Genomic DNA, 20012 nt, shown 5'->3' on the forward strand with positions numbered 1-20012 from the left:
AATTGTTGGGCGGGCAGAAAACAGAAACCCGCGTCAATGTTAACGCCGCTCGCTTAACCGGGTTAAACGATCAGAACTAACACTGCCCGCGGGCTTAATTCGAATGTGGCGATCAGGCTCTGTTCAGCACCAGCTGGCCGTTTTTATCCAACGGGATTTGCGTGCCCGGATCGTGATCCATGCGGATCTTGCCCTGCTGATTGCCGATCTTGTAGGTCACGTCATAGCCCAGCATTTTCTGAGACTTGTCATAGACCGTTTTGCAACGCTGCTGCACGCTGGTGGTGACGTCATTATTCTGCATCGCCCCTTGCACCTGGTTACCGGCATAGCCGCCGCCCAGCGCGCCGACCACGGTCGCCACGTCGCGCCCGCGGCCGCCGCCGAACTGGTGGCCGATCACGCCGCCCGCCACTGCTCCCAGCACAGAACCGGCGATGCGGTTTTCATCCTGCACCGGCGCACGGTGCGTAACGGTGACGTTGCGGCATTCCTGACGCGGCGTTTTGATGGTTTCTTTAATCGGCGTTGCGGCGAGCACCTGCGCATATTGCGGACCGGCAGAAAAGACGTCCAGGCTGGCTACCGCGGCAATCCCCAGAGCGGCAGCGATACCAATCCCAACACCGGCTAACATTGACTTGTTCACAGGAAACCTCCTGAAAGTGTTACCACGCATTTTTTCCGGGGTCTGTTACCGGCATGGCACCGCGCTTATTACTTTGCGCGTGGGCGGCTTGCGGTATCCCGGTTTACGGCGTGCGCGACGCGCCGTCTGTAAACGAGGTAAAGTCTGCACAATGATCTGAAGCCCCGCAATAAGACAAGGGGACCAAAAATGCGGGAAAACAGCCGCTTTTCCGCTGTTTAGGAGGAATCTTAAGAATTTTACCCATACCGACGACAGCTTATGCAGAAGAATCAAGCAACCGCCGCCGATCGCCTCGCGCCGCCATAAAAAAACCCGCGCGGGCGAACCGGCGCGGGTTGGTCGACAAAGGCGGTATCAGTGCATTTTCAGACGTGGGCGGATCACCCGGTTGATGCCGCCCACCAGCATCATCAGGCCGGTTTTGATGTAACCGTGCAACGCCACCTGGTGCATGCGGTACAGCGAGATGTAGACGAAGCGCGCGATGCGCCCTTCCACCATCATCGAGCCGCGCATCAGGTTGCCCATCAGGCTGCCGACGGTGCTGAAGCGCGACAGCGACACCAGCGAGCCGTGGTCTTTATACACGTATGGCTTCAGCGTCTGGCCGTTCATCAGCGCCAGGATATTGGTGGCGCAGCGCGAGGCCATCTGGTGCGCCGACTGGGCGCGCGGCGGCACGAAACCGCCGCCCTCTTTCGGGCAGGAGGCGCAGTCGCCGATGGCGAAGATGTTCGGATCGCGCGTGGTCTGCAGCGTCGGCTCCACCACCAGCTGGTTGATGCGGTTGGTTTCCAGGCCGCCGATATCCTTCATGAAGTCCGGCGCCTTGATGCCGGCCGCCCACACCATCAGATCGGCGTCGATGAACTCGCCGCCCTTGGTGTTCAGGCCTTTGGCATCGGCGCTGGTCACCATGGTGTTGGTCAGCACGCGCACGCCCAGTTTGATCAGCTCCTGGTGCGCCGCAGCGGAAATGCGCGGCGGCAGCGCCGGCAGAATGCGCTCGCCGGCCTCCACCAGCGTCACGTTGAGCGCGCTGTTGTCCAGGCCTTCGAAACCGTAGCTGTGCAGTTGCTTCACCGCGTTGTGCAGCTCGGCGGACAGCTCGACGCCGGTGGCGCCGCCGCCGACGATGGCGATGTTGACCCGCTCTTTTTGTCCCGGCTGCGCCGAGAACTTCAGGAACAGGTTGAGCATTTCGTTGTGGAAACGACGCGCCTGATGCGGGTTATCCAGGAAGATGCAGTGCTCTTTCACGCCCGGCGTACCGAAATCGTTCGAGGTGCTGCCCAGCGCCATCACCAGGATGTCGTACGGCAATTCGCGCGCTGGCACCAGCTCGCCGCCCTGCTCGTCGCAGATCTGCGCCAGTTGAAGCGTTTGCGTTTCGCGGTTGATGTTGGTCAACGCCCCCAGTTGGAAGCTGAAATGGTGGTTGCGCGCGTGCGCCAGGTAGCTGAGCGCATCCACGCCGTCATCGAGGGAACCGGTCGCCACTTCGTGCAACAGCGGTTTCCACAAATGGCTGTGGTTGCGATCCACCAGCGTGATCTCCGCTTTGTTCTTGCGGCCAAGTTTATGGCCCAGGCTGGTCGCCAGCTCCAAGCCACCGGCGCCGCCGCCAACAATAACGATTTTCTTCTTTGGCGTTGTCAAAATAACCCCCTAAATGTGAACCATTTGTTATTCCAGAGTAAATAAATAATATCCTTAGAATACATAGGGTTCGCTTAAAATAAATCGGCTCTCTGAGGCCAGAATAACATGTGAGGTTATTTGGTCATACCAAAATTGATGTACATCAAATTTTTTTGGTTAAAGGCTGGACGCGAGGATTTTTTGGCGATTGTGATTCAAATAGTTAGCGCTGAGTCACAGTTTTAAATTTTGCCGATTGCCACGCAAGATCTTGCCTGGGCGCACAAAAAAGCCGCACTTTCCGCCGGTGAAAAACGGGAAGCGCGGCTCACGGCAGCGTTATGAAACTGTTAACCCAGCGCCTTGAACGCCTTGAGCCGCTGCAGATGGGGGGAGATATTTTTGAACTTGTGCGTCTGCTGTTCATCCCACACGATCTCGTAGTAGTGATGCAGCAATTCGGCGCTGCGCCGGTTATCCAGCACCTCGTCGTGCCGCGACAGCACCACCAGACAGCGATCGCGGTTCTTCTCGCGGAAATCCTCCACGCACTTGGTGGCGATATCGCGATACTCTTCCGGCCGGTCTATCTTGCCGTGCATGTGCTCTTCCGGGTACAGATTGGGATTGAACATCGCCTGGCGAATGCCGCACAGGAAGCCGATGCGCTCCGCCCAGAAACCGCCGAGGCCGACCCCGCAGATCAACGGGTGCGCGTCGCCGCCCTGTTGCACCGCCTTGTCCACCTCTTTCAACAGATGCTGCATGTCGTGACGCGGATGCAGCGTGCTGTAGCTGATGAAGCGCACGTCCGGATCGATAAACTGCAGCTGTAACACCTTTTCATGATTGCCGGGACTGGTGGAATCGAAGCCGTGCAAATAGATAATCATGTGGATCCTCGCAACAAGCCAAGGGCCGCGGGCGCAGCCCTCATCATTTCCGCTCTGCGCCGCGATGCGGCGCCTGGATTCACCCCTGCGAACGCTGCTTGTGTTCCTCCCAGCGTTCACTCAGCGCGCTGAGCGCCTTGTGCGCCTGCTGCCAGCGCTCGGAGTCGCGCAGTTCCTGACGGGTGAACTGACCGCGATGATATAACCGCTTCACCTTCTCTGCTTTGACCGGGGACAGGTTATCCAACACGCTGACCGCGCCTTCGCGGTGGTTGCACACCAGGATCATGTCGCAACCGGCATCCAGCGCCGCCTGGCCGCGCTCGGCGTAGCTGCCCATGATGGCGGCGCCTTCCATCGACAGATCGTCGGAGAAAATCACGCCATCGAAGCCCAGCTCCTGACGCAGGATCTGCTGCAGCCAGTAAGGCGAGCCGCTGGCCGGGCGCGGGTCCGCTTCAGTATAGATGACATGGGCCGGCATGACGGCGTCCAGCAGTTGGCGGTTGATCAGCTCGCGGAAGATCGCCATGTCATGCTCGCGGATCTGCGCCAGCGGCCGCGGATCGCGCGGGGTTTCCCTGTGCGAATCGGCGCTGACGGCGCCGTGCCCAGGAAAGTGTTTGCCGGTGGTTTTCATGCCGGCGCTGTGCATGCCGAGGATAAAGCGTTCGGCCATCGCCAGCGCCTGCTGCGGATCGCTGTGGAACGAACGCTCGCCGATCGCCGCGCTGCCGTGGCCGATGTCCAGCACCGGTGCGAAGCTGATGTCGATATCCTGCGCGATCATCTCCGCCGCCATCAGCCAGCCGGCCTCCTGCGCCAGCCGGCCGCCTTCCTGCGCATCGTGCAACGCGGCGAACGACTGCGCCGCCGGCAGGCGGGTGAAGCCCTCGCGGAAGCGCTGCACGCGCCCGCCCTCCTGGTCTACCGCCACCACCAGCCGATCGTGCGAGGCGGCGCGGATCTGGCGCACCAGCTCACGCAGCTGCTCCGCATCGTGGAAGTTGCGGGTAAACAGGATCAATCCGCCAACCAGCGGGTGTTTCAAAATCTCGCGTTCTTCTGCATCCAGCTCGTAGCCGGCGACATCTAGCATTACTGGGCCCACGGGCACCTCACTTCATTATTGTTCGTTCAGAATTCGGATGATGATAAACAGAATCGCCGGCGCACCGCAGCGCCCCAGCGTAAAAATTCGGCGTCGCCGCTCTGCTGCCAGCGCACTTCAAACCACAGCAGCATCAGATAATCCACCCACGGCAGCCAGCCCCGCACCTGGGCCTGCAGCCGGGCGGCGTCGTGATAGCCCTGGCGCGCGTAGTGCTGCAAAAAGCGCTGCTGCTGCCCGGCCGACCAACCATTGCCGCGAAACAGCGCGGCGATATCCAGCGCCACGTCACCGTCGGCGGCATACTCCCAGTCGATCAATCGCAGCCCCTCGCCGGTGGCGAGCAAATTGCCCGGGTGGATGTCCATGTGCAGCGGCGCCAGGCGCAGCGGCTGTGGCGGCACACTTAGCAAAAAATGGCGCTGCAGGCGCAGCCAGGCAGGGGTTACACGCCGCGTATCCAGCTGCGGCCAGTAGCGGAGGAATTGCCGCCGCAGATCCAGCCGGTAACCGCTGAGCGGCCGCCGATGCAGTTCCGCCGCCATCGCCGCCAGCTCGCCGCGCTCATTCAGCGCCGCAAACTCGGCATCTGTGACGACGTCACCTTCGAGCCATTCGAGGATAAGCCACTGATTATTCTGTGCGAAAACCCGCGGCCCCAGCCCCGGCGCGCAGCGGCGCAAGACCCGCGCTTCCCGCCGTCGGCTCACGCCCAGCGCGCGTTTTTCCGCACTGTGCTGGCGCGCCAACAGCGTGATGCCCGCGCCGTCGATGCGCCAGCTCTCGCCGGTCAGCCCCTGCACCGGGCTGAAATGACAACCGGCGGTATCCACCGCCGGCAGTCTGGTTTCCATCAATCGTCGCAGCGCGGCCTCAGCGTTTAACGGCGCCATTGCCCGACCAGACGATCTCGCCGGTTTGCACCAGCATCAGCTGCATATCCAACGCCGGCGACTTCACGTCGCCGCTGACGTCGCTATACAGCACGTACTGCGCGCCGACGATGCGCGCCAGGCCAATCGCCTTGCTGCGCGAACCGAAGCTGTCATCCGCCGACAGGCCCAGCGTTTGTCTGGCGCTGGTCAGCTTCGCTTCCGGCACCACGCTGAAGGTGGAGTTCGACGCCAGCGCCTTGTACAGCGCCGCGGTAGCTTTGCCCATCTGCAGCGAACCGTTGGTGTTGTTCTTGACGCTGTCCAGCAGCAGTACGCTGCCGGCCGTGACGCCATCGGCCTTCAGCATCTGCCCCACCAGCGGCTGAACGCTGCCCAGCCAGTCAAGCTGCTGGATTTTCGGCGGCTGCGGCACCGGCTCGGTGGTTGGCGGCTGTGGCTGCTCGACCGGCGGCGTCGGCTGTTCCGGTTCGACAGTGACCGGCGGCAACGGTTGTTCCGGCTCAGGCGGGCGCGACAGACAGCCGCTGAGGGTTAATGCGGCCAGCGCCACTAAGACGTACTTTTTCATGCTTTTTCTCCAAACCTGGCAAGCGCTTACAGGTACAGATACAGACGCGCGCTTTTAGCGTCCAGATTGCCGTTAATCGAGTAAATTTTGGCGTCCGAGTCGGGCGCCACCACGATCTCGCGCGGTTTCTCGAAGGGGCGAATATCCAGCCCCTGCGCGTCGTACCAATAGAAGCGGTAATGTACGGTGACCGGCGTCATTTGGCTGTTGTTGAGCACCGAGGTCGCCATCACCCGCCCGGAGGCGTTCGAAATCGAGGGCGTATCGGCCAAAATGCCGGCGGTCAGCACCGAAGGATCCATCACCACCGTCTGCCCTTGGTTGACCGCGATGCCGGGCGATGAACTGCATCCCATCAGCAACGCGGCGGGCAGCGCCAACGCCATCAGACCACGGAGAGTTTTTTTACCGCGCATGATTTCCTCGCTTAACGTGACAGCAGCGGCCCCAGCGAGCGGCCACCGACCAGGTGCATGTGAATATGATAGACCTCCTGACCGGCGTGGCGGTTGCAGTTGACGATCAGGCGGTAGCCGTCCTCAGCGATGCCTTCCTGTTCGGCGATCTTCGCCGCGGCGGTGATCATGCGGCCCAGCGCGGCTTCATGCTCCACGGTCACGTCGTTGACGGTTGGGATCAGCACGTTGGGAACGATCAGTACATGGGTGGGTGCCTGGGGAGAGATGTCACGGAAAGCGGTGACCAGTTCGTCCTGATAAACCACATCAGCAGGGATTTCGCGGCGGATAATTTTACTGAAAATCGTTTCTTCGGCCATCTGGCGTTCCTTGTTTTACACAATTAGCTGTACGCAGTATGAGTGACAAATTCTACTGCTTTCAACCTGATTGCGCACTTTCCACGTCGAGTGCTGCAGATTCGCGCAGCCCGGCGCCGCGCTTGTGCATCTTTTCACTTTGGTTATTCACTATTGTTGCTTTACTTGCCCCGCGCCGCCGCCAATAGTAACCCCATGATTAACAAAGGATAGAGGGTGCTATGCCACTGAGGATTTCGGCGCTGTGCGCGCTGTTGCTGAGCGCCGCCGTGCAGGCGGTCACGGCGGGCGGTATCGATCTGCAGGCTAACCGAGAGCCGATACGCGCGGAGAAAAACCCGGCCGCTATCGCACTGATTCCGGCAAACTTTCACTTCGCGGTGCCCGGCAAGCTGACGGTGGCGGTGGCGTTCGAGAACTCCCCGCCGCTGGCGCTGTTCGCCGAGGACAATAAAACGCTGATCGGCAGCGATCCGGACATCGCCCGCCTGGTGGCCGACAGCCTTGGGCTGGCGCTGAATCTGGTGCCCACCTCCTGGGAAGATTGGCCGCTGGGCATCAGCGCCGGCAAATACGATGCGGCGATCTTCAACATCGCCGTCACCAAACAGCGTAAAACCAAATTCGACTTCGCCACTTATCGGGTGGACACACTGGGCTTTTACGTCAAATCCACCAGCCACATCACCTCGATCAACCGGCCGCAGGACGTCGCCGGGCTGCGGGTCATCGTCGGATCCGGCACCAATCAGGAAAACATACTGTTGGGATGGGATAAGCAAAACCGCGCCGCCGGGTTGCCGCCGGTGCAGCCGATCTACGTGACCGACGACGCCGCCACCAACCTGAGCATTCAGTCCGGGCGCGCCGATGCGTTCTTCGGCCCCCACTCCACCGGCGCCTACAAGGCGGCGCTGACCGGCAAGACCAAAATGGTCGGCATCGGCCCCAGCGTGGCCTACGTCGCGGTCACCACCAAAAAAGGCAACGGGTTGGTGAACGCCGTCAACGCCGCCATCAACGGCGTCATCGTCAGCGGCGAATACGCGCAGGTGCTGGAGCGCTGGGGCGAAGGCGATGAAAAGGTCGAGCGCTCCGCCATCAACCCGCCGGGCATCGGCGACTAGCCGCCGATCAGCTGCGGCGCGTGCCGACGCATCCACTCGGCCAGCGAGTCCAGCGTCGGCCGCAGCGATTTACCGAGCGCGGTGACCTGATACTCCACCCGCGGCGGCACTTCGGGAAACACCTGCCGCGTCACCAGGCCACGCTGTTCGAACAGCCGCAGCTGACGCGTCAGCTCTTTCTGCGCAATGGGCGCCACCGCCCGCTGCAGCTCGCTGAATCGCACCGGGCCATCGATCATTATCAGCCGGTACAGGATCGGTATCGCCCACTTGCCCGACACCAGATTGACGAAGTCCACCATCGGGCAGGATTCGCCCGCCGGCGGCAACGCCGCCAAATTATTTTCCGCCGCGAATGGCGCTTGCGCCGTCATTTCATCCCACCTCGCCCTTTAGTATCCAAAAGGTGCCTACTATGCAAAAGGAACTATAGCGCAAATAATGCCGCAACTGACGCTAAAGAGGAATCGGTTATGTCACGACTGCAAGGCAAGTACGCATTGATTACCGGCGGCACCAGCGGCATCGGGCTGGAAACCGCCCGCCAGTTCATCGCCGAGGGCGCGACGGTGGCGATCACCGGGCGCAGCCAAAGCGCCCTGGACGCGGCGGGCCAGGCATTGGGAGGCAAGGCGCTGTTGCTGCTGAGCGACGCCGGCGATATTCCGCAGCAGCGCGAACTGGCGCAGCGGCTGGGGCAACGGTGGCCGCGGCTGGACGTGCTGTACATCAACGCCGGCGACGTTACGCATCGCCCGCTGCAGGAGTGGGATGAGCAGAGCTATCAGCGGCTGATGGACATCAACCTGAAGGGGCCGTTTTTTCTGATCCAGGCGCTGCTGCCGCTGCTGGCCAACCCGTCTTCGGTGATCCTGTGCGGTTCGGTCAGCGCCCATATCGGCCTGCCGCAGAGCAGCGCCTACGCCGCCAGCAAAGCCGGCTTGCTGTCGCTGGCCAGAACGCTGTCCGGTGAGCTGCACGCGCGCGGCATTCGCCTTAACGGCCTCAGCCCCGGCCCGACCGAAACCCCGGCGTTGGGTAAGCTGGGGCTGGCGGAAGCTGATGAACAGGCATTACGCGACGATATCCGCGCGCTGGTACCGATCGGCCGCATGGGCAGCGCGCTGGAGCTGGCCAAAGCGGCGGTGTTTCTGGCGGCGGACGAGTCGGCCTTTATGGTCGGCGCCGAGCTGCAGATGGACGGTGGTGTGGGAAATTTATAATTTAGCGACGCGGCCGCGCCCCGCGCGGCCCGCAAGATCACCCCAAACCGGGAATATCGACGCCGAAGGTCTGCAACAACAGCACCACGTTGAGCAGCACGATCACCACCGTGCCGACCACCGCCGCCAGGCTGGTCCAGCGGCCGTTGGCGAACTCGCCCATGATGTCGCGGCGGCGGGTGAACATCACCAGCGCAATCATCGGCGCCGGCAGCGCCAGGCTTAGTACCACCTGGCTATAGACCAGCGCGTCGGTGGCGTTGACGCCCATCGCCACCACGATAAACGCCGGCACCATGGTGACCAGGCGGCGCACCCACACCGGGATGCGGAAGCCAACGAAGCCCTGCATGATCATTTGCCCGGCCATGGTGCCCACCACCGAGCTGGAAATGCCGGAGGCGATCAACGAAGCGAGGAAGATGCCGGCGGCCGCCGCGCCGAACAGCGGCGTCAACGTATGGTAGGCGGTGCCAATTTCGGCCACGTCGCTATTACCGGCGTGGAAGGCGCTCGAGGCCATGATCACCATCGCAATATTCACCAGCCCGGCGAGCGCCAGCGCGATCACCACTTCAATATTGGAAAAACGCAGCAGCTTGCGCCGCTCGCCGTTGTCGCTGGCCGGGCTGCGGTGCTGGGTCAGCCCCGAGTGCAGGAAAATGGCGTGCGGCATCACGGTGGCGCCGATAATGCCGACGGCGATGGTCAGCGCTTGCGCGTCCGGCAACTGCGGCGTCACCATGCCGAGGCCGGCCGCTTGCCAGTCCACCGGTACGATGAACATCTCCACCAGATAGCACAGCGCGATGATGCCCACCAGGCCGCCGATCATCAGCTCGACCGGGCGGAAACCTTTCTTTTCCACCATCAACAGCGCATAGGTGATCACCGCCGTCACCCCCATCCCCGCCAGCAGCGGCATATGGAACAGCAGCGCCAGCGCGATCGCCCCGCCGAGAAACTCCGCCAGATCGGTGGCCATCGCCGCCACTTCGCTGAGCAGCCACATGCCGATCACTACCGGCCGTGAAAACTGGTCGCGGCACATCTCCGCCAGATTGCGGTTGGTGACGATGCCGAGCTTGGCCGACAGCGCCTGGAACAGCATGGCGATCAGGTTGGCCATCACCACCACCCACAGCAGGCTGTAGCCGTATTTCGCCCCGGCCTGAATATTGGTGGCGAAGTTGCCGGGATCCATATAGGCAATAGAGGCAATCACCGCCGGGCCGGCGAACAGCAACGGCGTAAAGGCGCCGCGCTTGCGTCCGGCAAGGGCGGCGCCAATCGCGATGTTGGTCCGTTCGGTTAACGATGGAGTGGTTGCCGCGTCACGCATGAATTACCCTCAATCTTTCACTGGTTATTTTTCCACCTACCATGCCGACAATGTAGCATCGGCTACACTTTATGCAACAGGCGAAATTCATTGGCTTTGTGTAGAGATATTTCTAACTACCACAATGCGTGGCATCGAATTGATAATGTGTGCTATTTGGACTAACTTAGGGCAACCCTCCCCGCATTGCCGGGAGACGCCATTTTTATGCTTACAGGACGCCCCACGCTATGGTTACCCGCGCGCCAGATAACGCCGACCGCCACGCCCAGACCGACATGCCGGACGAGGCCGAGCACGCCCTGCGTTTTAGCCGCGCCCGCGAAGCGCAGTCCAATGCGCTGATCGAAGATTACGTTGAGCTGATCGCCGATTTGCTGCAAAGCACCCGCGAAGCCAGAACCACCGACATCGCGCGCCGCTTCGGCGTGTCTCACCCGACGGCGATCAAAAATATCGCGCGGCTGAAAAGCGCCGGGCTGGTGGAATCGCGCCCTTATCGCGGGGTGTTTTTAACCGAGGAAGGCGAGCTGCTGGCGCAGAAGGTGCGCCGCCGTCACCGCATCGTGGTCGATCTGCTGATGTGCGTCGGGGTGCCGAGCGAAACCGCCGAGCTGGACAGCGAAGGGATTGAGCACCATATCTCGGACGAAACGCTGGCGGTGTTCGAGCATTACCTGCAAAAGCACGCCAAGCCCTGACTCCCGGAGCGCCGATGAGCTACGCCGTGCAGCAAATCCACGATCTGCGCCTGGTGGTGTTCGCCGAAGCCGGGCCACCATTGAAAGACGAAAACGACGTCAGCCTGTTTATCGCGCCCGCCTTTGAACACGATGCCGGGATGATTGCCCTCCCCGTCAACCGCCTCGACGCCGCCTTTTTCCAGCTCAGAAGCGGCATTGCCGGCGCCGTATTGCAGAAATTCATCAACTACAGCCTGCGCGTTGCGCTGCTGGGCGATATCTCCCCCTGGCTGGCGCAAAGCAACGCGCTGCAAGATTTCGTGCGTGAAGCCAACCGCGGCGAACAGGTCTGGTTCCTCCCTTCTCTCGCCGAACTCGAACAGCGCCTTGGCGCCTGACGGCAGGCAATAAAAAAGGGAGGCTTTCGCCTCCCTTGGTAACTCCCCTGCCTGAATCAGTGATTACGGATGTATTCGTCCATATCGGTTTTCAGGTTGTCGGACTTGGTGCCGAAGATGGCCTGCACGCCGGAGCCAGCGACGACTACGCCGGCTGCGCCCAGTTTCTTCAGGCCCGCCTGGTCAACTTTGGACACGTCGGCCACGCTGACGCGCAGACGGGTGATACAAGCATCCAGGTTAGTGATGTTTTCTTTACCGCCGAAGGCCTGAACCAGCGCCGCGGACATTTCGGAACCGCCCTGCGCAGTCTGCTCGGCAGCGGTGTCTTCACGGCCCGGGGTTTTCAGATCCAGCTTGGCGATCAGCACGCGGAAGATGGTGTAGTACACCAGACCGTAGACGATGCCGACGATTGGGAATAGCCAGATTTTGCTGCTGTTGCCGCTCAGTACGATAAAGTCGATCAGGCCGTGCGAGAAGCTGGTGCCATCGCGCATGCCCAACAGGATGCAGATTGGGAACGCCAGGCCAGCCAGAATAGCGTGGATCACGTACAGGATCGGCGCGACGAACATGAAGGAGAACTCGATCGGCTCGGTGATACCGGTCAGGAACGAGGTCAACGCGGCGGAGATCATGATGCCGCCGACTTTCGCGCGGTTTTCCGGCTTGGCCGAGTGCCAGATGGCGATGGCCGCCGCAGGCAGACCGTACATTTTGAACAGGAAGCCGCCGGACAGTTTGCCCGCGGTAGGGTCGCCCGCCATGTAGCGAGGGATGTCGCCGTGGAATACCTGGCCCGCCGCGTTGGTGAATTCACCGATTTGCATTTGGAACGGTACGTTCCAGATGTGGTGCAGACCGAATGGCACCAGAGCACGCTCAACCACGCCGTAAATGCCGAAGGCCACGACCGGGTTCTGATAAGCCGCCCACTGCGAGAAGGTCTGGATAGCCGTACCGATCGGCGGCCAGATGAAGGACAGCACTACGCCCAGAACGATCGCCGCCAGACCGGAAATGATCGGCACGAAACGCTTACCGGCAAAGAAGCCCAGGTATTCCGGCAGTTGAATGCGGAAGAAGCGGTTGAACATATAGGCCGCGATGGCGCCGGAGATAATCCCCCCGAGCACACCGGTATCCGCCAGGTGTTTGGCCGCAATCTGTTCAGCCGGCAGGTGCAGCACCAGCGGCGCAACCACCGCCATGGTTTTCACCATGATGCCGTAGGCCACCACCGCCGCCAGCGCGGAAACGCCGTCGTTGTTGGTGAAGCCCAGGGCGACGCCGATGGCGAAAATCAGCGGCATGTTGGCGAAGACCGAACCGCCCGCTTCCGCCATCACGTGGGAGACTACCGCAGGTAGCCAGCTAAAGTTGGCGGAGCCGACGCCCAGCAGGATACCTGCGATAGGCAACACGGACACCGGCAGCATGAGCGATTTACCTACTTTTTGCAGGTTTGCAAATGCGTTCTTGAACATAGTTGAGTGTGCTCCTGAGTAATAATGCTTTGCTACTTCTTTTCGCGATGATTCGCGCTGCAAGGGGGGGAGAAAAACCCCTGCAATTCAGGGTGTCTGAGCACCCCTTGAATTTATTACGCAGAGTAAAATAAATAGCCTGCGCAATGTTTGATGACAATCACGTTTCGATGATCGAGCCGCGGTAACTTTGCATAAACCGGCTGTTTTTTGGCGAAACAGACCAAAAAACACGCATCAATCACCTTGAAACGGGAGGGAACCTTACCCGTTTCAGTGATTAATTACGAGCTTAAAAAAAATTACGCAGACAATGACCTACAGCTATAGCCTAGGTCAAAGATCACAGTTCGAGGTGAAATAAACGTGAAAAGTTGGCGGTGGTGGCTTCGGCCAGTTGTTCCAGGCTGACGCCCTTCAATACCGCCATGTATTCAGCCACATCGCGCACATAGGCGGGTTGGTTTTCTTTGCCGCGATGCGGCACCGGTGCCAGATAAGGCGAGTCGGTTTCCACCAGAATGCGATCCAGCGGCACATAGCGCGCCACCTCGCGCAGCTGTTCGGCGTTGCGGAAGGTGACGATGCCCGAGAAGGAGATGTAGAAGCCCAGATCCAGCAGAGCTTCGGCCGTGGCCAGATCTTCAGTGAAGCAGTGGAGTACGCCGCCGCAGTCCTGTGCGTTCTCTTCACGCAGGATCGCCAGCGTGTCCGCGCGCGCATCGCGAGTGTGGACGATCACCGGCTTGTTCAGATCCCGGCCGATGCGGATATGTTCGCGGAAAGAGTCCTGCTGCAGCTCAAGGTTGTCTTTCTGGTAGAAGTAATCGAGCCCGGTCTCCCCCAGCGCCACCACCTGCTCCGCCGCCGCCAGGCGACGCAGTTCGGCGTAATCATACCCCTCATCCAGATTGAGCGGATGCATCCCGCAGGAGAAGGCCACGTCGTTGCGCTCGCCGATCAGCTCGGTCATGGAACGGTAACCCGGCAGCGTGGTGGCAACCGCCAGCACATAGCCGACGTCGCGCGCCTTGGCTTTGGCCAGCGCATCGTCCACATTCTGGTGCAGCGTTTGATAATCCAGACTGTCAAGGTGGCAATGAGAATCGACTAACAACATAATTTTTAACTCTTTTACTTTACAGCGAATGAGGTTGGGAATAGCCGGCGGCGCCAAGCATCTGTTCCCAGCGAAGTAACTGTTCGGTCAGCAGCAGCTCGCGGTTGACGCCCACCACGCTGAGCAGCTGATGGCGGCAGTTCAGCCACTGCTGCACGATCTGCTGCAGCGAGGCGCTGCTCAGCAGTCTGGCTAGCTGATGCACCAGCGGCTGCTGATCCTGATTCAATACATAGTGATGCGCGCCCTGCTGCCACTTCATCGCGTCCACCAGCAACGCGCACAGCCAGTGCAGGCGCTCGGCGACGTCTTCATGGTTCAACACCGGCAGCAGCGACAGCATATCGCGCTGCGGCAGCGCGGCGCTCAACGTGGCGCACAGGGCGCTGCGCTGTTGCCACTGCTGCGGCTGCAACAGCTGTTCGGCGGCCAGCGGCGCGCCGTCGTGCAGGCGCAGCGCCGTGAGGCGGTCCGTCTGAGAGCCGGCCGCCTGTCGGCCCAGCCACTGCAGGCTGAGTTGCTCATCCGGGCTGGCCAAATGCCAATACAGGCAGCGGCTGCGCAACGTCGCCATCAGCCGCGACGGCTCACGGCAGCCCAGCAGAAAATAGGTTTTCTCCGGCGGCTCTTCCAGCGTTTTAAGCAGCGCGTTGGCCGCCGCTTCGGTCAGCTGTTCCGCCTGCGGCAGCCAAATCACTTTAGCGCCGCCCTGCTGCGCGTGGGCGTACAGCGTTTCAATCACCTGGCGGATCGGCTCGATGCCCAGGCTGCTCTTGCCCTTTTCCGGCGCCAGCACGTGATAATCCGGGTGGTTTCCCGCCAGCATCAGCCGGCAGCTGTGGCACTCGCCGCAGCTTTTTTCACCGTTGCGCTGCTGGCAGATCAACCAGCGGCTCAGGCCGTAGGCCAGCGCATCGTCACCGTTGCCCGCCGCCGCGTGCAGCAGCAGCGCATGATGGCCTCGGCCGTCGGCGTACTGCCCGATCAGCTGGCGATAAGGGCCGTTCAGCCACGGGTACCAGTTCATTATGCGCCTTCCTGCTGCCGCAGCCAGTGGCCGACGCAGTCGCGGATCGCCGCGGTCACCTGCTCCAGCGGCTGGGCGGCGTCGACGGTGACGATGGTTTTATCCTGCGCCGCCAGCTCGAGATAGCGAGCGCGGGTGCGTTCGAAGAACGGCAGCGCCTCCTGTTCGATGCGATCCAGCTGACCGCGCGCCTGCGCGCGTTGCAGGCCGACCAGCGGCGGCAGATCGAGATACACCGTCAGATCCGGGCGAAAATCCCCCAGCACGGTGTCGCGCAGCGAGCTCATCAGCTGCGGATCCACGCCGCGGCCGCCGCCCTGGTAAGCCTGTGAAGAGAGATCGTGGCGATCGCCCACCACCCAGGCGCCGCGCGCCAGGGCCGGTTTGATCACGGTTTCCACCAGCTGCACGCGCGCGGCGTACAGCATCAATACTTCGGCCTTGATGGTCGGCAATTCGCCGTCGATGCCGCGCTTGAACAGATCGCGCAGCTTCTCCGCCAGCGGCGTGCCGCCCGGCTCGCGGGTGAAGACGATGTCGCTGACGCCGTGTTCGCGCAGCACATTGACCACCGTATCGCGCGCGGTGGTTTTACCCGCGCCTTCCAGCCCTTCGATAACAACGAATTTACTTTTCATTCTTTTCCTTTAACGCCTGACGGTACACGCGCACCGCCTGGTTATGGCTCGCCAGATTGGTGGTGAAGGTATGCCCACCCTTGCCGTCGGCGACAAAATAGAGATAAGGCGTTTTGGCCGGATTGGCGGCCGCCTGCAACGAGGCCTCACCCGGCATGGCGATCGGCGTTGGCGGCAGGCCGGCGATCACATAGGTGTTGTACGGCGTCGGCGTCTCCAGATCCTTGCGCGTGATGTTGCCATTATAGCTTTCGCCCATGCCGTAGATCACCGTCGGATCGGTCTGCAGGCGCATGCCGATGCGCAAGCGGTTGACGAACACCGACGCCACCTTGCTGCGTTCTTCCGGCACCGCGGTCTCTTTCTCGACGATCGAGGCCATGGTCAGCAGCTCTTCCGGCGTTTTATACGGCAGGCTGGTGTCGCGGCCGGCCCAGGCGGCCTGCAGCGCTTTGTTCATGCGCACGTGTGCGCGTTTGAGCAGCGCGATGTCGCTCATGCCGGCGGTATACTGATAGGTATCCGGGTACAAATGCCCTTCCGGCGTTTCTCCCGCAGGAATGCCGAGCGCGGCGGCAATCTCCGCTTCGCTCTTGCCCGCCAGGGTGTGTTTCAGGTATTTGGACTGCTGCAGCACCTGCTGCCAGTCACGCAGGCGTGAGCCTTCGATAAAGCGTGCGGTGAACTGCGCCTCTTTGCCGCTGGCCAACAGTTTCAGCATCTGGCGCACCGTCATGCCCGGCGTGAACCGGTAGGTGCCGGCTTTAAACTCCGCCAGCTCCGGCTCCAGCTTCAGCAGCCACTGGAACCAGCGGCCGTTGCGCACCAGCTTATCGCGCACCAATAGCCCTTCCAGCGCTACCCGGCCGGTGCCGGCCGGCAGTTTGAAGATGGTTTCTTGTTGGATAGCCAGTGGCGTATCGGCAAAGCGTTCGATCTTCTGGTAGCCCCAAAACAGCAGCGCCAATACCAGAACAACAATAATAGACAGGACCTTCAGCTTTCTTTTCTTCATCAATCAGCCATGGTTAACAGTGTGGACGCAAAAAATCATACAGCTGGCGCGAAGCATAGCGCCATGATTGCGCAGCGTTTACCGGCAGCAGCGGCATCAGCGTATTGCTCACCAGGACTTCGTCGGCATCGGCCAGCGTCTCCAGCGGTTCACTGACGCAGTGCAGACGGTATTCCGAGCCCGCCAGCAGCGCGATCACCCGCCGCCGCATCAGGCCGGCGACACCTGCCTGGCTCAGATCCGGGGTAAATACCGCTTTTCCCTTACGCCAGAACAAATTAGCCGCACAGCATTCCACCAGCATACCGGCAGTGTCAAGCACCAGCGCCTCGTCGGCGGCCGTCTGGTCAAGATGCGCGCGGATCAGCACCTGCTCCAGGCGGTTCAAATGCTTCAACCCCGCCAGCAACGGATTGCGCGCCAGCGCCACCGGGCTGAGCGCAAGCGTGATGCCCTGCTCGCGCCACTGCAAATAGTGCGCAGGGTAGCTGCTGCGGGCCACGATACGCGTCGGGTTTTCGCACCCCGTCGGGCTGTAACCCCGCCCGCCGCTGCCGCGCGTCAGTATCGCTTTGACCACGCCGAGCGGAATTGATTCGGCCGCCAGCGCCATCTCCCGTTCGAAAGCCAGCCAATCGGTGGCGGGCAGCATCAGCCGCTGCGCCGCTTGCTGCAGCCGCTCCAGATGCCAGGGCAGCAGCTCGATTTTACCATCGATAACCCGGGCGGTAGTAAAGCAGCCATCGCCGAACTGCAGGCCGCGATCGCTCGGCGCCAGCGCATCGTGGCGTTGTCCGTTAATCCAGTACATGCTCCCTCCTGTTGCCGGGTGATTTCATTACGCTCGCAGAATAGCAGGCGACGAGGCGATACGCAGCCCTGTTGGTGTCCAGACGATAGGCGTAAAAAAGCCCGGTTAAAAAACCGGGCTTTTCATCAGCTATCCACAGCGCGAATTACACTCGGCGGAAGATCAGCGAGCCGTTGGTGCCGCCGAAGCCGAAGGAGTTACACAGGCTGAACTCCATATCGCTGACCTGGCGCGCTTCGTGAGGCACGAAGTCCAGATCGCAACCTTCATCCGGGTTATCCAGATTGATGGTTGGCGGTACCGCCTGATCGCGCAGCGCCAGCACGGTGAAGATAGACTCGATCGCGCCTGCCGCACCCAACAGGTGGCCAGTCATCGATTTGGTCGAGCTCACCAGCACGCGCTCTGCATCGGCGCCGAAGACGGATTTCACCGCCTGCGCTTCCGCCTGGTCGCCCGCCGGCGTAGAGGTGCCGTGCGCGTTGATGTAGCCGATTTGTGACGGGGTCACACCAGCGTCAAGCAGGGCATTTTCCATCGCCAGCGCAGCGCCTGCGCCGTTTTCCGGTGGCGACGTCATGTGATAAGCATCGCTGCTCATCCCAAAGCCCACCACTTCGGCGTAGATTTTCGCGCCGCGCTTTTTCGCATGCTCGTACTCTTCCAGCACCATCATGCCGGCGCCGTCGCCCAGCACAAAGCCGTCGCGGTCTTTATCCCACGGACGGCTCGCCGCCTGCGGGTTGTCATTACGGGTGGACAGGGCGCGCGCTGCGCCAAAGCCGCCGACGCCCAATGGGGTGCTGGCTTTCTCTGCCCCACCGGCCAGCATCACGTCCGCATCATTGTAGGCAATGATACGCGCCGCATGGCCGATGTTGTGCACACCTGAAGTACAGGCGGTGGCGATGGAAATGCTTGGGCCACGCATGCCGTACATGATTGTCAGGTGACCGGCAATCATATTCACGATGGTGGATGGCACGAAGAACGGACTAATTTTCCGTGGGCCACCGTTAACCAGTGAACTGTGGTTTTCTTCGATCAAACCCAGGCCGCCGATGCCGGAACCGATCGCGGCTCCAATGCGGCTGGCGTTAGCCTCGGTGATGTCCAGGCCTGCATCCTGCATGGCTTGCATGCCGGCAGCGATACCGTACTGGATAAAGGCGTCCATCTTGCGCGCATCTTTGCGCGAGATGAAATCCTCGGAATTAAAATTCTTTACCAGGCCAGCAAACTTGGTCGCATAGGCAGTGGTATCGAAATGGTCGATCAGGCTGATGCCACTCTGACCGGCAAGAAGAGCGTTCCACGTGGACTCTACCGTATTGCCGACAGGAGACAACATGCCCAGTCCGGTCACAACTACTCGACGCTTAGACACGTTTGTCCTCCAGGGAGGGAAAAATATGACACTAGGGATAGAAAAAACTTAGGCGGTCGAGCGACCGCCTAGATATGTTCTCTTACTGCTGGCTAGCGTTGATGAAATCAATAGCTGCCTGAACAGTAGTGATCTTCTCAGCTTCTTCGTCTGGAATCTCGGTGTCGAATTCTTCTTCCAGTGCCATTACCAGCTCAACGGTGTCAAGAGAATCAGCGCCCAGATCTTCAACGAAAGAAGCGTTGTTCAAAACTTCTTCCTGTTTAACACCCAGTTGCTCAACAATGATTTTCTTAACGCGTTCTTCGATAGTGCTCATACTCTTAAATTTCCTATCAAAACTCGCTTTCGCGATGGTTTTCGTAGTGTATAAAATGCTGAAAAAGATGCAACTAAATCCCGGCTGGTCAAACCACGATTTTACGCTATTTTGCGGTTTTTGCCTCAAATAACGCAAATGGTTTTCACATTTTTTAAATCATGTACATGCCGCCATTGACATGTAGCGTTTCACCGGTGATATAGCCGGCCTCATCAGAGGCCAAAAATGCAACAGCGCTGGCGATTTCTTTAGCATCGCCCAGCCGGTTGGCTGGAACTGATGACAAAATGCCTGCGCGTTGATCATCTGTCAACGCCCGTGTCATGTCCGTCTCAATAAAGCCAGGTGCCACGACGTTGACCGTAATGCCACGCGAAGCAACTTCACGTGCCAAAGATTTGCTAAAACCAATCAGACCGGCTTTAGCCGCCGCGTAGTTCGCCTGCCCTGCGTTCCCCATGGTGCCGACAACGGAACCGATGGTGATGATACGGCCAAACCGCTTTTTCATCATAGCGCGCATTACCGCTTTTGACAGGCGGAATACGGAAGTCAGGTTGGTGTCGAGGATATCCTCCCACTCATCATCCTTCATACGCATCAGCAGGTTATCACGCGTGATGCCGGCATTATTCACTAAAATGTCGATTTCGCCAAATTCGGCGCGAATCGATGCCAGCACGCTGTCGATAGATTGCGCATCAACAACGTTCAACATAAACCCTTTGCCGTTTGCGCCCAGGTAGCTGCTGATCGCTTCAGCGCCGCTCTCGCTGGTCGCGGTGCCGATCACTTTGGCGCCGCGTGCCACAAACGTTTCTGCAATAGCTCGGCCAATACCGCGGCTCGCGCCGGTGACCAGAACGATTTTACCTTCGAAGCTCATCATT

23 protein-coding genes are annotated in these 20012 nt (G+C 60.5%); 4 read left to right on the plus strand and 19 right to left on the minus strand.

Annotated features, from left to right (window positions below):
- Positions 1 to 112 precede the first annotated feature (112 nt).
- The 8 genes from ACSBQQ_RS08910 to hinT form a co-directional block, all read right to left on the minus strand.
- Positions 113 to 649, minus strand: coding sequence for a glycine zipper 2TM domain-containing protein (locus ACSBQQ_RS08910; RefSeq protein ID WP_004928798.1), 537 nt, complete (start codon positions 647 to 649; stop codon positions 113 to 115).
- Positions 650 to 1006: 357 nt separating this feature from the next.
- Entirely contained in the window at positions 1007 to 2311 is a 1305-nt protein-coding gene (locus ACSBQQ_RS08915) for an NAD(P)/FAD-dependent oxidoreductase (protein ID WP_033638057.1), read from the minus strand.
- Between the two features lie 332 nt (positions 2312 to 2643).
- The gene (ycfP, locus tag ACSBQQ_RS08920; RefSeq protein ID WP_015377468.1) at positions 2644 to 3186 is read right to left on the minus strand and encodes an alpha/beta hydrolase YcfP; all 543 of its coding nucleotides are present in this window, start codon (positions 3184 to 3186) and stop codon (positions 2644 to 2646) included.
- Between the two features lie 79 nt (positions 3187 to 3265).
- Positions 3266 to 4285, minus strand: a complete 1020-nt coding sequence (gene nagZ / locus ACSBQQ_RS08925) for a beta-N-acetylhexosaminidase (protein WP_060428494.1) — start codon at positions 4283 to 4285, stop codon at positions 3266 to 3268.
- 38 nt (positions 4286 to 4323) lie between these two features.
- Complete coding sequence (gene thiK, locus ACSBQQ_RS08930) at positions 4324 to 5190, minus strand: thiamine kinase (protein ID WP_033646435.1); 867 nt, start codon at positions 5188 to 5190, stop codon at positions 4324 to 4326.
- Complete coding sequence (gene lpoB, locus ACSBQQ_RS08935) at positions 5171 to 5761, minus strand: penicillin-binding protein activator LpoB (RefSeq protein WP_033646436.1); 591 nt, start codon at positions 5759 to 5761, stop codon at positions 5171 to 5173. Before lpoB ends, thiK begins: the two co-directional genes overlap by 20 nt.
- Before the next feature lie 26 nt (positions 5762 to 5787).
- Entirely contained in the window at positions 5788 to 6177 is a 390-nt protein-coding gene (locus tag ACSBQQ_RS08940) for a YcfL family protein (RefSeq protein WP_033646437.1), read from the minus strand.
- A gap of 11 nt (positions 6178 to 6188) precedes the next feature.
- Complete coding sequence (gene hinT, locus ACSBQQ_RS08945; RefSeq protein ID WP_004928776.1) at positions 6189 to 6539, minus strand: purine nucleoside phosphoramidase; 351 nt, start codon at positions 6537 to 6539, stop codon at positions 6189 to 6191.
- Between the two features lie 221 nt (positions 6540 to 6760).
- On the opposite strand from hinT, the gene ACSBQQ_RS08950 reads away from it, so the two are divergent.
- Positions 6761 to 7666 (plus strand): transporter substrate-binding domain-containing protein, encoded by a 906-nt coding sequence (locus ACSBQQ_RS08950; protein ID WP_033646438.1) that lies wholly within the window; start codon positions 6761 to 6763, stop codon positions 7664 to 7666.
- Here the strand turns inward: ACSBQQ_RS08950 and ACSBQQ_RS08955 are convergent.
- Positions 7663 to 8040, minus strand: a complete 378-nt coding sequence (locus ACSBQQ_RS08955; protein ID WP_072268980.1) for a winged helix-turn-helix transcriptional regulator — start codon at positions 8038 to 8040, stop codon at positions 7663 to 7665. The two genes, ACSBQQ_RS08950 and ACSBQQ_RS08955, sit on opposite strands and share 4 nt — an antisense overlap.
- 99 nt (positions 8041 to 8139) lie before the next feature.
- Between ACSBQQ_RS08955 and ACSBQQ_RS08960 the strand changes: the two genes are divergently transcribed.
- Positions 8140 to 8889: an SDR family oxidoreductase gene (locus ACSBQQ_RS08960; protein ID WP_033646439.1), complete on the plus strand. Its 750-nt coding sequence runs from the start codon at positions 8140 to 8142 to the stop codon at positions 8887 to 8889.
- A gap of 37 nt (positions 8890 to 8926) precedes the next feature.
- Here the strand turns inward: ACSBQQ_RS08960 and ACSBQQ_RS08965 are convergent, their stop codons facing one another.
- On the minus strand, positions 8927 to 10231 hold the full coding sequence (locus ACSBQQ_RS08965; RefSeq protein ID WP_004928764.1) for an Nramp family divalent metal transporter: 1305 nt from the start codon (positions 10229 to 10231) through the stop codon (positions 8927 to 8929).
- 230 nt (positions 10232 to 10461) lie between these two features.
- Here ACSBQQ_RS08965 and mntR point away from each other — a divergent pair, with 230 nt between their 5' ends.
- Positions 10462 to 10932 (plus strand): manganese-binding transcriptional regulator MntR, encoded by a 471-nt coding sequence (gene mntR, locus ACSBQQ_RS08970; RefSeq protein WP_033638048.1) that lies wholly within the window; start codon positions 10462 to 10464, stop codon positions 10930 to 10932.
- 14 nt (positions 10933 to 10946) lie between these two features.
- Positions 10947 to 11312 (plus strand): DUF4180 domain-containing protein, encoded by a 366-nt coding sequence (locus tag ACSBQQ_RS08975; protein WP_033646440.1) that lies wholly within the window; start codon positions 10947 to 10949, stop codon positions 11310 to 11312.
- Between the two features lie 56 nt (positions 11313 to 11368).
- On the opposite strand, the gene ptsG is transcribed toward ACSBQQ_RS08975, so the two are convergent.
- From ptsG to fabG, 9 genes are all read right to left on the minus strand, one after another.
- A complete protein-coding gene (ptsG, locus tag ACSBQQ_RS08980) occupies positions 11369 to 12802 on the minus strand; it encodes a PTS glucose transporter subunit IIBC (protein WP_060428492.1) in 1434 nt (477 codons plus the stop codon).
- A 343-nt stretch (positions 12803 to 13145) separates the two neighbouring features.
- Positions 13146 to 13922: a metal-dependent hydrolase gene (locus ACSBQQ_RS08985; protein ID WP_060428490.1), complete on the minus strand. Its 777-nt coding sequence runs from the start codon at positions 13920 to 13922 to the stop codon at positions 13146 to 13148.
- Between the two features lie 19 nt (positions 13923 to 13941).
- Positions 13942 to 14949, minus strand: a complete 1008-nt coding sequence (holB, locus tag ACSBQQ_RS08990; protein ID WP_060428488.1) for a DNA polymerase III subunit delta' — start codon at positions 14947 to 14949, stop codon at positions 13942 to 13944.
- Positions 14949 to 15587, minus strand: coding sequence for a dTMP kinase (gene tmk / locus ACSBQQ_RS08995; RefSeq protein WP_033646442.1), 639 nt, complete (start codon positions 15585 to 15587; stop codon positions 14949 to 14951). Before tmk ends, holB begins: the two co-directional genes overlap by 1 nt.
- The gene (gene mltG, locus ACSBQQ_RS09000) at positions 15577 to 16602 is read right to left on the minus strand and encodes an endolytic transglycosylase MltG (RefSeq protein WP_033646443.1); all 1026 of its coding nucleotides are present in this window, start codon (positions 16600 to 16602) and stop codon (positions 15577 to 15579) included. The genes tmk and mltG overlap by 11 nt, the downstream gene beginning before the upstream one ends.
- 13 nt (positions 16603 to 16615) lie before the next feature.
- Entirely contained in the window at positions 16616 to 17413 is a 798-nt protein-coding gene (gene pabC / locus ACSBQQ_RS09005; RefSeq protein ID WP_060387575.1) for an aminodeoxychorismate lyase, read from the minus strand.
- A 145-nt stretch (positions 17414 to 17558) separates the two neighbouring features.
- A complete protein-coding gene (gene fabF, locus ACSBQQ_RS09010; RefSeq protein ID WP_033638042.1) occupies positions 17559 to 18800 on the minus strand; it encodes a beta-ketoacyl-ACP synthase II in 1242 nt (413 codons plus the stop codon).
- An 82-nt stretch (positions 18801 to 18882) separates the two neighbouring features.
- Positions 18883 to 19119 (minus strand): acyl carrier protein, encoded by a 237-nt coding sequence (gene acpP / locus ACSBQQ_RS09015; protein ID WP_004719003.1) that lies wholly within the window; start codon positions 19117 to 19119, stop codon positions 18883 to 18885.
- A gap of 154 nt (positions 19120 to 19273) precedes the next feature.
- Positions 19274 to 20008 carry a 3-oxoacyl-ACP reductase FabG gene (gene fabG, locus ACSBQQ_RS09020; protein WP_016928193.1) on the minus strand — a complete coding sequence of 245 codons (735 nt, stop codon included), beginning with the start codon at positions 20006 to 20008 and terminating at the stop codon, positions 19274 to 19276.
- Between the last annotated feature and the right edge of the window lie 4 nt (positions 20009 to 20012).

The organism is Serratia sp. G204Y, from assembly GCF_051172435.1.
Taxonomy (GTDB): Bacteria; Pseudomonadota; Gammaproteobacteria; order Enterobacterales; family Enterobacteriaceae; genus Serratia; species Serratia sarumanii.